At 69.4% G+C, this 13,186-nt stretch carries 14 protein-coding genes; 2 read left to right on the plus strand and 12 right to left on the minus strand.

From position 1 onward, the window contains the following. From ACVDFE_RS27495 to ACVDFE_RS27525, 7 genes are all read right to left on the minus strand, one after another. Positions 1-216 carry an MbtH family protein gene (locus ACVDFE_RS27495; RefSeq protein ID WP_360383759.1) on the minus strand — a complete coding sequence of 72 codons (216 nt, stop codon included), beginning with the start codon at positions 214-216 and terminating at the stop codon, positions 1-3. 73 nt (positions 217-289) lie between these two features. Continuing rightward, positions 290-2,425 carry an MMPL family transporter gene (locus tag ACVDFE_RS27500; protein WP_458432394.1) on the minus strand — a complete coding sequence of 712 codons (2,136 nt, stop codon included), beginning with the start codon at positions 2,423-2,425 and terminating at the stop codon, positions 290-292. A gap of 28 nt (positions 2,426-2,453) precedes the next feature. Further along, positions 2,454-2,780, minus strand: a complete 327-nt coding sequence (locus tag ACVDFE_RS27505) for a hypothetical protein (RefSeq protein WP_458432395.1) — start codon at positions 2,778-2,780, stop codon at positions 2,454-2,456. After that, the gene (locus ACVDFE_RS27510) at positions 2,777-3,088 is read right to left on the minus strand and encodes an ArsR/SmtB family transcription factor (protein ID WP_360383766.1); all 312 of its coding nucleotides are present in this window, start codon (positions 3,086-3,088) and stop codon (positions 2,777-2,779) included. Before ACVDFE_RS27510 ends, ACVDFE_RS27505 begins: the two co-directional genes overlap by 4 nt. 38 nt (positions 3,089-3,126) lie before the next feature. Beyond that, complete coding sequence (locus ACVDFE_RS27515; RefSeq protein ID WP_458432396.1) at positions 3,127-4,290, minus strand: MAB_1171c family putative transporter; 1,164 nt, start codon at positions 4,288-4,290, stop codon at positions 3,127-3,129. Beyond that, positions 4,290-4,793, minus strand: coding sequence for a hypothetical protein (locus ACVDFE_RS27520; RefSeq protein ID WP_458432397.1), 504 nt, complete (start codon positions 4,791-4,793; stop codon positions 4,290-4,292). The genes ACVDFE_RS27515 and ACVDFE_RS27520 overlap by 1 nt, the downstream gene beginning before the upstream one ends. Positions 4,794-4,812: 19 nt before the next feature. Beyond that, complete coding sequence (locus tag ACVDFE_RS27525; protein WP_360383773.1) at positions 4,813-5,259, minus strand: helix-turn-helix domain-containing protein; 447 nt, start codon at positions 5,257-5,259, stop codon at positions 4,813-4,815. Positions 5,260-5,606: 347 nt separating this feature from the next. Between ACVDFE_RS27525 and ACVDFE_RS27530 the strand changes: the two genes are divergently transcribed. Then, on the plus strand, positions 5,607-7,394 hold the full coding sequence (locus ACVDFE_RS27530) for a BTAD domain-containing putative transcriptional regulator (RefSeq protein ID WP_458432398.1): 1,788 nt from the start codon (positions 5,607-5,609) through the stop codon (positions 7,392-7,394). A 147-nt stretch (positions 7,395-7,541) separates the two neighbouring features. On the opposite strand, the gene ACVDFE_RS27535 is transcribed toward ACVDFE_RS27530, so the two are convergent. Continuing rightward, positions 7,542-9,134 carry a tryptophan halogenase family protein gene (locus ACVDFE_RS27535; RefSeq protein ID WP_360383779.1) on the minus strand — a complete coding sequence of 531 codons (1,593 nt, stop codon included), beginning with the start codon at positions 9,132-9,134 and terminating at the stop codon, positions 7,542-7,544. Between the two features lie 183 nt (positions 9,135-9,317). On the opposite strand from ACVDFE_RS27535, the gene ACVDFE_RS27540 reads away from it, so the two are divergent. After that, positions 9,318-10,520, plus strand: coding sequence for an HNH endonuclease (locus ACVDFE_RS27540; protein ID WP_458432399.1), 1,203 nt, complete (start codon positions 9,318-9,320; stop codon positions 10,518-10,520). Between the two features lie 263 nt (positions 10,521-10,783). Here ACVDFE_RS27540 and ACVDFE_RS27545 read toward each other — a convergent pair whose 3' ends face one another. From ACVDFE_RS27545 to ACVDFE_RS27560, 4 genes are read right to left on the minus strand one after another with little or no spacing between them, the layout of a single operon-like run. Then, positions 10,784-11,590 (minus strand): acyl-ACP desaturase, encoded by an 807-nt coding sequence (locus ACVDFE_RS27545; protein ID WP_458432400.1) that lies wholly within the window; start codon positions 11,588-11,590, stop codon positions 10,784-10,786. Continuing rightward, positions 11,590-12,456 (minus strand): SAM-dependent methyltransferase, encoded by an 867-nt coding sequence (locus ACVDFE_RS27550; protein ID WP_458432401.1) that lies wholly within the window; start codon positions 12,454-12,456, stop codon positions 11,590-11,592. The genes ACVDFE_RS27545 and ACVDFE_RS27550 overlap by 1 nt, the downstream gene beginning before the upstream one ends. Continuing rightward, positions 12,453-12,695 carry an acyl carrier protein gene (locus ACVDFE_RS27555; RefSeq protein WP_458432402.1) on the minus strand — a complete coding sequence of 81 codons (243 nt, stop codon included), beginning with the start codon at positions 12,693-12,695 and terminating at the stop codon, positions 12,453-12,455. The genes ACVDFE_RS27550 and ACVDFE_RS27555 overlap by 4 nt, the downstream gene beginning before the upstream one ends. Continuing rightward, a complete protein-coding gene (locus ACVDFE_RS27560) occupies positions 12,692-13,186 on the minus strand; it encodes a PaaI family thioesterase (RefSeq protein WP_458432403.1) in 495 nt (164 codons plus the stop codon). Before ACVDFE_RS27560 ends, ACVDFE_RS27555 begins: the two co-directional genes overlap by 4 nt.

Consider the following 13,186-nt stretch of genomic DNA (forward strand, 5'->3'; position numbering starts at 1 on the left):
CTAGTGCGCTGCTTCCGCCATGCGGCGGCGGAGGCTGAGCGGGCGCATGTCCGTCCACACCTCACCGATGTGCGCGAGGCAGTCGGTCCGAGAACCCTCGGTGCCGTCCGCGCGCCATCCGGCGGGCAGGTCCCGGTCGGCAGGCCAGATCGAGTACTGCTCCTCGTCGTTGAGCACGACGCGGTAGGTCTGCTTGTCGTCCTGTTCCTCGGCCACGAGAACTCCTCAGGTGATCGTCTCCGGTCGCCTGAACAGTTCTCGCGGGCCCAATACTGCGTCTATACGCGAACTATCCGGAGCCGAGGCGCGCGGCCACCGGCTGCGGCGAAGCGCCGCCGGCCAGCCGGGGAACGTGCGAGAACCGCCCCAGGCCACCGGGCAGCACCCAGGCGCGCTCGCCCAGCACCGCCATGGCCGCGGGCAGCAGCACACCGCGCACGACGGTGGCGTCGACGAGGATCGCCACGGCCATCCCGACGCCGAGCATCTTGTACTCGATGGCGCTGAGCGTGACGAAGACGGCGAACACCGCGGTCATGATCACCGCGGCGCTGGTGACCACCCCGGCGCTGCTGCCCACTCCCCCGACGACGGCGGCGCGCGCGTCGGCACCACCGAACCAGCGCTCGCGAATCCGGCTGAGGATGAAGATGTGGTAGTCCATGCTCAGCCCGAACAGCAGCACGAACATGAACAGCGGCAGCCACCCGACCACGCCGCCGTAGGACGTGAAGCCGAGCGCCGACTCCAGGTGCCCGTCCTGGAACACCCACGTGAGCACCCCGTAGGCCGCGCCGATCGACAGCACGTTCAGGCCGATGGAGATCAGCGGGATGGCCAGCGCGCGGAACGCCACGACCAGCAGCACGAACGCGAGCAGCAGCACGAACCCGAACACCAGCGGTGTGGTGGACCGGATCTGCGCGGTGAAGTCGTGGGCGAACGCCGTCTTCCCCGAGACCGCGTACGACACACCGGGCACGTCGCCGAACGCGGCGGGCAGCGCCTGGGACCGCAGGTGCTCCAGGGCCCGGTTGGACAGGTCGTCGGTCCCGGTGCCGGCGAGCGGCACCCGCACCACCAGCGCGGAGTCCACCCGTGCCGCGGTGAGCGGCTCGTGCAGCAGCCCTCCGCTGGCCGCGATCTCCCGGCGCAACGCGGCGACGTCCACGTCGTCCACCTGCCCCCACAGCACGACCTGGGCGGGCGTCGGGGTGCCGGGGAACGCCTCCTGCATGCGGATCGCGCCGTCGACCGCGGCGACCGTGCGCGGCAGGCTGTTCACCGCGCCCGCGTCCTGCAACCGCATGTCCAGCGCGGGAATCGTCAGCACCACCAGCGACAGCGCGGCGAGCCCGCCCCACAGCCACGGGCGGCGGACCACCACACGCGCGACGGCGGTCCACAGCCGTGACTCGCGCACGTGCGTGCGGCGCAGGAACGGCACGCGCACCCGGTCCACCCACGGGCCCAGCAGCGACAGCAACGCGGGCAGGGCGGTGACCGATCCGAGCACGGCCAGGCCCACCACCAGCGCGGTGCCGACGGTGAGGCCGCGGAAGTTGTCCAGACCGGTGAACAGCAGGCCCGCGACGCACAGCATCACCGTCAGCCCGGCCACCAGGACGACCCGGCCGGAGGTGCGGGCGCTGATCCGCAGCGCCTCGGCCACCGACCGGCCCGCCGCGCGTTCCTCGCGTTCGCGGCGCAGGTAGAACAGCGAGTAGTCGATCCCGACGGCGATGCCGATCAGCAGGATCATCGACGACGTCGCGCTGTTCACCGGTACCCAGGTGCCGACCAGCCCCAGCAGCCCGAACGCGGCGACCACCGTGGTCCCGGCCAGCAGCAACGGCACCGACGCCGCGATCAGCGAACCGAACACGACCAGCAGGATGAGCACGGTGATCGGCAGGGAGATGAGCTCCGAGCGCTGGAAGTCGTCCTTCACCGCCTGGTCGACGGCTTTGGCCAGACTGCGGTCGCCCGCCTGGGAGAACCGCGTGTCCGGGTGCCGGGACGACACCTCGGACACGACGCGGACCACCGTGTCGTAGTTGCCGGCGATCCGGTCGTCGGGACCGGCGACGTGGAACGTCACGAGCGAGGGCGTCCCACCGGTGGTGGTCAGCTCGGTGACCGCGCCGCTGCCGCGCAGGGCGGCGACGAGGTCCTCGGTCCCGGCCCCCTCGACCAGCACGTTCTCCCGGACGGGGGCGTAGGTCCGTTGCCGGTCCAGCACCTCTCCCGCCACGCCGGACTCACCGGGGTCCCGTGCGGACGCCCCCTGTCCCGCCAGCGCACCGGCCAGCACGGCCAGCAACACGACCAGGAGCCATCCGGCCACCGCCACGCCCCGGTGCCGGACCGACCACGCGGCCACCCGTTCCACCAGTGCGACCTTCGACCTGCGCGCAGGCAGCATCGACTAAAGTCCTTCCTCGAAGGAGTGCTCACCAGAACTCGCCCTCGGGCGAGAGCCGCTTCTTCCGCTGGGCCGCCGAGTTGCCGCTCGCCGGCCCAGCACTTCCCCTACTCGACTTCCTTGAGGATGCGTTCGACCGACCGCATCCGCTCCTGCAGCTCGTCGAGCTTGCGCTCCAGCTCTCCTGCGCCTGGACCGCCCGTTCGGCGAGCGCCCGGTACTCGTTCTCCCGCGCCAGCGCCGCCTTCGCCCGCCAGGTCGCGGCCAGCTGCCAGATGAGGACGGTCGTCACCGCGGTGATCAGGACGAACACCCCGACGACGCCGATGATCTCCTGCCAGTCGTAGGGGCTCATGCCTGCGCTTCCTTCTCCGTGAGAGTCCGCACGGCGACCGCCACCGACTCCGGTGACAGCTCGACGGCGAACGGTTCGACCTCGTAGAACTTCATCGCCTTGCCGTCCTCGGACAGCTCCAGGTGCGCGCGCACCAGACCGGCCGACTCCAGCTTGCGCAGGTGCACCTGCAGCAGCGCGCGGCTGATCCCGAGCTCGCGGGCGAGCGCGCTGACGTAGGTGCGCTCCCTCGTGAGCACCGCCAGCACCCGCAACCGGTGCGGGTTGGCCAGCGTCGCGAGGATGCGCAGCAGCTCATCCCCTGTCACAACTGAACCCTGCACATGCCAAGAAATGTTAGCAGGTGTCAGGCGAGCCTGCGATACGCCCTGGCCACCGCGACGAGGAACGCCGTGTCGCTGTCGAGGTCGCCACCGCCGGGCACACCGACCCGCGCCTCCGCGGTGAGCGCCCGGCCCCGTGACGCGGCCCGCACCGCGTCCGCCAGCACCGCCGCCTCCACGTGCGCGTCGACGTCCGTTCCGCGCACCCCGTCGTGCTCGGCGGTGCGTCGAGCCCGCGCGGCGACCTCCGGGTCGAGGTAGGACTGGAGCGCGACCCGGCCGTCCCGGATCTCGATCACCCGCCGGTACAGCCGCAGCCCCAGGTCGTCGGGCAGCAGGTCGACGGCGGCGCTGCGCGGCGGGTGCAGCGCGATGTGCGGGCTGACCCGGTGCAGGTCGACCCACAGCGGCCGCAGCCACCGGTACGTGCGGTACTGCTTCACCCGCGCCACCAGCGCGGTCAGCCCGATCCGGGGCGCCCACCAGCGGATCGTGGCGCCGCCGAAGGCGAACACGTTCGCCGCGAGCGGGAAGTACTTGTCCACGAACGGGACGGACAGGTACGGGAGGCCGAACCTGGCCGCCGCGAACAGCAGTCCTTTGTGGACGTGATAGGCCAGTGCGCAGAACCCGCCGGCCGCCACGAACCGCAACCCCAGGCGCAGCACGGCATCCGGCGTCACCCGCGCGAACCGCCACGACTCGCGCACGACCGTGGCGAACGCGGGGGTCAGGCACGCCGCGTAGAAGACCCAGTACTCCAGCACCCACGGCGTGCGCGCGTACCGCGTGGAGAAGCGGACGTCGTCCACGTCGACCGGGGCCAGCACGAACAGGACCACCAGCACCGCGAACCCGGCGAGCAGCCACCACGCGACGCGTCTGGACCGGCGCCGGGCGGTGAGCGGCGCGGTCAGCCAGGCGACGAACGCCAGCCCCGCCCACGCCACCACGAGCATCGTGCCGTGCCCGATGAGCCGGCCGATGTTGGGAACGCCGGTCACCCGCGCCGCGAACGCGTAGCCGGCGGGGGTCAGCACGATCAGCGAGATGCCGAGCGCCAGCAGGCCGAGGCGCACCGCGCGCTGGGCGTCGGTGCGCGGCCGGTACTCGCCGTTGACCAGCATGGCCACGAAGAAGCTGATCACCAGCAGGGGCGGCAGGTAGAACCGGAGTGCGTCCAGCATCAGCGCGGGTCTGGCCAGTTCAGCGCCTCGGAGATCCGGTGCGCGAGGCCTTCGGCGGGCGGTGCGGTCGGATGACCGGCCTGCTGCAGGATCAGCGACGCGAGCAGCTCGGCCTCCTGTTCCTCCACCGCCGTGTACCCGGTGCGCTCCAGCACCGAGCGGACCATGTCGGGGTCGAGGTGGGGCATCAGGTTCGCCGCGGGCAGCGGTGCCGCGTAGTGGTCGCAGAGCAGGTGGCACAGCTCGTGCAGGATGATGTGGTCCTGGTGCGGCCGCGTGGTCGCCTCTTCGTAGAAGATCAGGTCGCTGTCGTCGGTGGCGACCCACAACCCGAGCACGCCGTGCCGTCCGGTCATCGGGAGCAGCGTGATGGGCCGATCGCGCTGCCCGGCGACGAGGGCGCAGAGCGCGCGGACGTCGAACGGGTCGGGCATCGGCAGCTCCCGCACCCGTGCGGCACACCGGCGGCGCAACCGCCGCAGGCTCAGTCCCCCACCGAACACGACACCCCCCACCGGCGGGTCACGAGCCCGCTTCCTCCTCCGACCCCTCGGAAAGGCCTTCGAGCTCCCGCGCCCGTTCCACCATAGCGGTGAGCGCGTGCAAGCTCTTGGCCGACAAACCCGACGCCCGCAACGCCATCCGGCGCACCGAGCTGTCGCGCAGCGCGATCAGCAGCGCGAGCTCGGAGTCGATCATCTCGGTGACCGCGTCGTCGAAGAAGTAGGCGGGCGGCACGCCGAAGAACCCGGCGAGTGCCTCGAGGTGGCGCTTGGTGGGGTTGTCCCGCAGGCCCCGGCGCAGCTGCCACACGTAGGTGGCGGAGATGGTCGGCCCGCCACGGGCCTTGATCGTCTCGGCGACCTCGTCGAACGAGTACTCGCGCCCGGCACGCGGGCGCACGGTCCGGAACAGGTGGTCGACCTTCGCCGCCAGGGAGCCCTCCGGCGGCCCGTCCGCATCGGCCATCCACTACCTCCGCTGTCAGCACACCCGCCACCGGTGGGCCCGTCGACCCTACACGTATCAGCCGATGTGGATGAAAGGTACATGAACCACCCACCACAGTTGACGCCCCCCGGGGCGTCTCGGTACGTTGGCCTTGTTTGGGGATTAACCAACGAGATCGCGCGACAACTGGTGAGGAATGCGCTTGCCCAGGGGAACACCGGCGAGCGGATTTGGCGCGCACGACGACCGAGCTCACGGCCGGAACGCACAATCCTGGTCCGATCAGGTCCTGAGCTCGGTTCTTCAGGGTATGCACCAATCCTGAACTGCTGAAAGGTGCACACTTCGAATGGGGGAAGTGTCCTTTGGAGTTCCGAATACTGGGACCGGTCGGCCTGTGGCTGGACGGTGCTGAGCTTCCGCTGAAGGGTTCCAAGCAGCGCACGATCCTGGCGGCACTGCTGCTCGCCAGGGAGAAGGTGCTCTCCGACGCCCAGCTCGGCGAGGTGCTGTGGGGCAAGCACCCGCCCGCGACCTATCAGGCCCAGATCTACACCTACGCCTCCCGGCTGCGCAGGCACCTGCAGGGCAGCATGGCGCTGATCCGGCAGGGACCGGGCTACTTCATGCGGATCGGGGCGTCCCGGTTCGACTTCCACGAGTTCGAGGAGCTCGCGGGCACCGGCCGCGAGGCGTTGCGGGCGGGCCGGTTCGACCACGCCTCCGAGACGTTGCGCGGTGCGCTCGACCTGTGGCGCGGCCCGACGCTCACGGACGTGACCGACCTGCTGGCCGAGACCGAGCGGCCGCGGATCGAGGAGGTCCGGATGAAGACGCTGGAGCTCCGGATCGACGCCGAGCTCGCACTCGGCCGGCACCACGAGCTCACCTCCGAGCTGGTCGGGCTGGTGAACGCCAACCCGTTGCGCGAACGGTTCAGAGCCCAGCTGATGGTCGCGCTGTACCGGGCGGATCGGCAGGCAGAGGCGTTCGCCACGTTCCACGAGGGCAGCAGGCTGCTGTCCGACGAGCTCGGTGTCGACCCCGGACCGACGTTGAAGGGCGCCTACCAGGCGATCCTGACCAACGAGGTGCCGTCGGCGTTCCCCCAGCAGCGCCACGCGATGACCGCAGCGCCGAGACCGGTGGCGCTGGCCGCCGACACCCCGGACTTCACCGGCCGCGCCGCCGAGCTGGCGCTCGCCGCGGACCGGCTGCGCCACAGGTCCGCGCCGCTGACGATCACCGGCATGGCGGGCGTCGGCAAGACCGCGTTCGCGTCGAGGGTCGCGGGCGGCCTGCGCGCGGACTTCCCCGACGGCCAGCTGCTCGTCGACCTGCGCGGCAGCGACCGCACGCCGCTGCCGCCGGGTGAGGCACTCGGCGCACTGCTCACCGCGCTGGGCCTCGACGAGGCGTCACTGCCGGCGAGCCTGGAGCAGCGGGCGCTGCTCTACCGGGGCGTGCTGGCCGACCGGCGGATGATCGTCGTGCTCGACGACGCCGCGACCGACCGGCAGGTGCGTCCGCTGCTCACCGCGGGAACGCACTGCCGCACGATCGTCACCACCCGCCGTTCGCTCACGACACTGGCCGGCCAGTACACGCTCGACCTCGCACCCCTTGGCGACGAGGCCGCGCTGTCGCTGTTCACCAAGATCGTGGGACCGGAGCGCACGGCCGCCGAGGCCGGTGCGGCGGCGGGGATCGTGGACTTCTGCCACGGTCTGCCGCTCGCCATCCGGATCGCCGGCGCGCGCGTCGCGGCCAAGCGGCACTGGCCGCTGGCCCGGTTCGCCCACCGGCTCGCCGATCCCGACCGGCTGCTCGACGAGCTGCGGCTCGGCGACCTCGACGTGCGGGAACGGCTCACGGGCGGCAGCAGCTCGCTCGACCCGCGGGCCCGCGGCGCGCTGCTGCGGTTGTCGCTGCTGGACCTGCCGTCGTTCCCGCACTCGGTGACGAGCTCGCTGCTGGGCCTGTCCGACGCCGACGGCGAGCAGATCACGGAGTCGCTGCTCGACCTCCACCTGCTGGAGCTAGCCCACGTCGACGCGGAGGGCGAACCGGCCTACCGGTTCCACCCGCTCGCCCGGCTCGCGGCGCGGGAGACGGCGCTCGCCGAGGGGTTGTCGGAGCTGTCCCTCATCTGAGTCCCCGACCGGAAGGGGCTGCGCCCGGTGCACCGGGTGCAGCCCCTTCCGGCTTGTGGGATCCCCTCGCGGGGCCGATCCTGGGCGGCACCCGCAAATAAAACTTAGCAGGTGCCGTCAGGAGTCGGCATGCCACCGTCCGGGTGATCAACGGCCGTGGAGCTCACGCACGTAGTCGTAGGCGGTCGGCAGTGTCTTCAACAGCTCGGCCTGCTTCTGCCTGATCTGCGCGAACGCCGGCTCGGCCCCCTCGACCGCGTGCGGCCGGAACGCCAGCGCCGGCAGCGGGTGCTCGGGCAGCACGTCCAGACCGGCGAAGATGCAGTAGTAGCTGCTGTTGGTCCAGAAGTTGCGGAACTCCGCCTCGAAGTTCTCGTAGTAGGTCGCCTCGTCGGTGATCGGCATGTTGACCGCGAGCCCCGCCCGGTACTGGGCGATCTTGAACTGGATGTCGTCAGGCAGCACGATCTCCTTGCACGCCCGCCAGAACGGCGTGTCGTTGCGCGGCGCCAGCGTGAAGTGCGCCTGCAGGAAGTCGCGCGAGTCGTCGAACATCGTCTCGATCTCGCGGTTGAACGAGTCGATCAGCACCGGGTCGAACCGCTTGTCCGGGAAGTGCTTGCCCAGCTGGTAGAGCGCCGCGGTGATGAAGTAGATGCCGGTCGACTCCAGCGGTTCGAGGAAGCACGACGACAGCCCGATGCTCACGCAGTTGCGCACCCAGGTCCGCCGGTTGCGCCCGACGCGGAACTTCACGTGGTTGAGCGGCTGCTCGTCGGGGTCCAGCCCCCACATCGCGCAGAGGTCCTCGGCGGCCTCGTCTCCGTCGGTGAACCGGCTGGAGTAGACGTACCCGGTGCCGAACCGGTCGAGCATCGGGATCTTCCACGTCCAGCCGGACTTCATCGCGATCGCCGACGTGGCCGGCTCGACCCCGTGAGCGGCGTCGTCGTGCGGCACGGCCGTGGCGACCGCGCTGTCGTTGAGCAGGTGGTCCCCCATGTCGAGGAACGGCTCGCGCATCAGCTTGTTGATCAGCAACCCGCGGAAGCCGGAGCAGTCCACGAAGAGGTCACCGGCGATGGTGCGCCCCTCCTTGGTCTTCAACGAGGTGATGTGCCCGCGCTGGTCGATCGTCGCGTCCACCATCTCGTCCTGGACGTGCACCACCCCCTGCTTCTGGATCGCGAACCGCTTCAGGAAGTCCGCGACCAGCTGCGCGTCGAAGTGCCACGCGTAGTTCGTCCACTTGGTACCGTCGGCGAACCGCGGCGACAACCGCGCGTCGATCATCGGCGACTCGCGGTAGCACGCGTAGTCGAACGGCTCGTCCGTCTGCCCGTCGAGCCTCTTCGCCGCCCAGTAGTGCGACAACGGCAGGTGCTCGTGCGTCGGCAGCAGCCCGAACAGGTGGTAGAAGTGGTCCGGCCGGCCCCGCAACGGCCTGCCCTCCGCCTCCCCCTCGCCGGGCGTGCGCCAGTTCACGAACTTCACCGCCATCTTGAAACTGGCGTTGCACTCCCGCATCCACTCCTCCTCGGGAATCCCCAAGAAGTCGAAGAACGTCTTGTGCAGATTCGGGACCGTGGCCTCCCCGACGCCGATCCGGGGAATCGACGGCGCTTCCAGCACCGTGATGGTCGCGTGCCGACCGAGCGCTTTCCCCAGATAGCTGGCGGTCATCCAGCCGGCGGTGCCACCACCGAGAACGACGACGTTGGAGATCCTGTGGTCTTCCATCCGGACCACTACCCTTCGATTCCACGACAATACTGTGGACGCCACTGTTCCCCGGGCACCTGATACTCGGTCTATATTCAGCCTATTCCGCCGAACCTCTCCGGAGGTCGCCGTCGCGGTTTCCCGGAGGCGCCGGCAATGGGCGGCGGTAACCCGGTCCCGGCAAGGGTCGATGATGAAGGCATGCGTGCAACAGACGACTCCGGTGCCGTGCTCAACGCGGAGTTCGAGGTCGAGGCGGACGGTGACCACCTCGCGCTGGTCGTGAAGAGCGCGGGCGGCAGGGTCACCGGGAGCCCGCACGGCCGCAACCACCAGTACAACCCGGCTCTGGAGCTGCTGCTGCACCGGCTGCGCGAACGCGGCGCCGTGCTGGAGAGCGGCGTGGTGGACTCCGCCGCGGTCAGGGACCTGCCCCAGGCGCACCGCACGATCCTCGACGCGCCGGTCGTGCTCGCGACGACACCGGACGTCGAGGCGTTGCGCAAGAAGCTGGGCCGCGCTCAGGGGAAGATCGGCCGGAACCCGGACGGGAACGCCACTGAGCAGATCCGGCTGAGGCTGCGGGTGCCCGGCTACGCCGCTGACGACGCCGACCGACTGGCAGCGGACCTGGCACGACCGGCGGACCGCGGCAGCGCACCAGACGCGCTGGAGTTGTTGCGCTCGCTCATCGGAGAACCCGTCGAAACGGTGACCGGCAACGTGAACACCGTCGTCGAGGTCAAGGAGAAGCGGGTGCTGGTGACCACCGAGCGGTCGCCGCAGGGGCAGTGGGTCGAGGTGCGCGACGTCGCGGCCGGCCTGGAGAAGCTGTACGCGCGGGGGTCGGTGCCCGTGAGCGTCGCCGAGCTCGGGCACCGCTCCTCGTTCGTCGGAGCCGTGCTGGCATCCATCCCCGGCACCGTCGTGTCCCTCCGACCGGCCGTGATCACCCTGCACGACAGGCAGTTCCCGGTCCGCGTCCGCAAGTTCGCCGTGCTCGACGGCAGCGCGGTGGTCACCACCCGCAAGGAGCAGAGGGAGCTGCGCCGGGTGCTGCTCGGCGGCCGCACCGCCGCACCCTGCGACCTGTGCGGGCACGAGTTCCCCGGCGACTTCCTCGTCGCGGCGCACATCAAGAAGCGGTCGCTGTGCACCGACGACGAGCGCAACGACCTGGCCAACGTGGCGATGCTGGCGTGCACGTTCGGGTGTGACAGCCTGTTCGAGTCCGGCCTCATCACCGTGGACGACACCGGCCACGTCCGCTCCTGGGTGGAGGACGGGCTCCGCGGCCGGCTGCGCGACCACCTGGACCAGCTGCACGGACGTCCCTGTGGAGCACACCGCGCCGGCTCACAGCCCTACTTCACCTGGCACCGCACCACCGTCTTCCGCGGGTAGCGATCACACCGCGCGAGAGCGGACCGGAAGATCCGGTCCCCCGTTCCATCCGCCCACCACCCCGAAACCCCTACTGTGCACCACCATGGGGCTGGTGCCGCTGCAGTGGGCCTCCCTCGTCGTGATCCTCCTCGACGCCGTCGTCGTCGTCCTGTCCGGACTGGTCACCGGCAGCCCTCTGCTGCCGCGGTCGGCGAACCGTGCTGATGGTGATCACGTTCGCCCTGATGGCGGCTGCGGTGCAAGGGGTACGAGCGGAATCTTCAGGGCATCCGCTGGGCCATCTGGATCAACTTGCCCAACTCGTCAACGGTGGGCGCGCCGAGTGAGTCGACGAACCTCTGGACCAGCTTGCCGATCGCGTCGTATGCCTCTGTGTGGTCATGGCCGACTCGATCCACTGCGGCCAGCCCCATTCGCCAATAACCGTCGAGCGAGCCGTCCAGCGGCATCTGGAAGGTCGACAGCACGTTACGCACACTCGTGATCGCGCGGTCACCGCTGCGGCTCAGTGCGTCCTCGACCAGCCTGGAATAGAACGCGAAGTGCCGTGCCTCGTCCTTGGCCAGTCTGCCGAGCAGTTCCCGCAGGAGCGGCTCGGTGACCACTCGCTGGTAGCGCTGGTAGAACAGCTGTGTAGCTTTCTCCTGCAGAAATGTGTAGACGAACAACTCCAACGGTTCCTGGTAGGGAAGTGACCACGGTGTCATCCCCACCCGCGCCAGTTCCTCGGTCAGCTCCTTCTCACCAGACAGGCCCGCGCGGATCTGATAGGTCGTGAGCGCGCTCGCGTGCCGCTCCTCGTCGCTGCCCCAGGCGAGCAGGAACCGGAAGTACTCCCGGTTCCGCTGGTAGGTGGCCAGATCGAGATCACCGGTCGTGGGAAACGCCGACAGCGAGAAAGTCAGGTAGTCGGGGATGTGATCCTCAACGAAGGTGAGGAACCGCACGATCGTCCTGTCGTCGTCGGTCAGCCGCTCCGGCTCCAGGCGGGACCAATCCAGGTCCTCGACCTCCCACGGGCGCACCCTGGTCACCTTCTGACGGGCCTCGCGCAGCACGTCGGACATCAGACCTCCCAGGTGCCGAGTCGTGACTTCTCAGCGACCAGCGCGTAGTGCTTGGCCGTGTAGCCGAACGCGGTCGCACCGATCTCGAAGTACCGCAGAAACCGGTCTGCCGTGCCCGCGACAGCGGTGTCGATGCTGTCGCGGTTCCGCTCGACCGCACTCGTCCAGTCAGCCAGGGTCTGAACGTAATGACCGGTGAGGTCGGAGACGTTGACGATGCTCAGTGCGGCGCTCTCGGCGGCCGCGACGAACTCCGCGAGCGGCACCATCTCGCCATACCCGAAGATGTCTTCGCCGACATAGCGAAATCCCGGACTGGTCCGGTACTCGGCGAAGATCCGCTGGTTGCGAAAGCAGCTCTCAGACAGGTAGAGCCTGCCGCGCGGACGAAGCAGTCCGGACACCGCCACCAGCACGTCCTCACGGTCGGGCATGTGCACGATCGAACCGAGCATGGTGACGGCGTCGAACTTCTCACCTGTGAGGTCAAGCGCCGTGAACCTACCCTGCCGAACCTCGACCCGGTCGGCGACTCCCAGCTCACCGGCGCGCCGCAGGACGTACTCGCATTGCGGAGCTGAGGGGCTGACCGCGACGACGTCGACGCCCCTGGCCGCCGCGGCCAGCGTCAGACTGCCCCAGCCGCATCCGATGTCGAGCAACCGTGCCCTGGAGGAGACGCGAAGGCAGTCGTCCAGCACCCAGTCGAGCTTGGCGCGCTGGGCCTGCTCCAAGGTTGCGTTCGGCTCGACATAGAGCCCGCTGCTGTACTTCATGGAGCTGTCCAGGAACGCCGCGAACACCTCGACCGGCAGCTCGTAGTGGGCGTTCGTCGCCGCGACGGCGACATCGGGCTCGATCGTCATGCGGTCGCCTCCACGAGCAGATCGGCAAGATCACCGACTGTGCGGACGGAGAAGAGCCGTTCGTCCTCGAACTCGATCCCGAACTGGCGCTCAAGCTTGGCGCTCATCCGGAAGAGACGGATCGAGTCGGCGCCGGGCAGGTCGCGAAGGACGTCGGTCGCCTGAATCGTGTGCCCGTCCAGCGGCAGCTCGGCACACAACTGCTTGAGGACGCTGCTCAGTGCGTCGTCGGGTGTCATCCGTGGCTTCTCCTCTTCTCGATTCCAGTCAGGTACGCCGCCCACTCCGCGTGCTCGGCAACTCCCGGCACGACCAGTTCGTCCAGGTGCTCGGCACGGATCGGGGTGAAGGTGCCCGTGCTGACAGCGCACAGCTTGCCGTCGAGGGTGCTCATTTCGGCCTCGGCGGTGAACGCCTCTGTCCAGGTATCAGTGATCCTGGCAGTGACGAGATGGCTGGTACCGGTCCGCACAGGCAGCAGAAACCTCGTTCGCAGCAACGTGGAAACCGTGAGCACACCACGTTCCATCAGCACGAGGTTGGCCATCAGGTCGTCGGTCGCTGTGCCAACCAGGCCGCCGTGCGCGATGCCGGGGTACGAGCAGTGGTCATCCGCGAAAACGACCTCGCACTCCGCTTGGTCGACCCCAGTGCGTCGTGGACTCAACCGCAGGCCACCCGGACTGTTCGGAGCACAGCCGAAACAGCGGAACCAGTCCTCGTCCCGCAA

Source organism: Lentzea chajnantorensis (genome assembly GCF_054300775.1).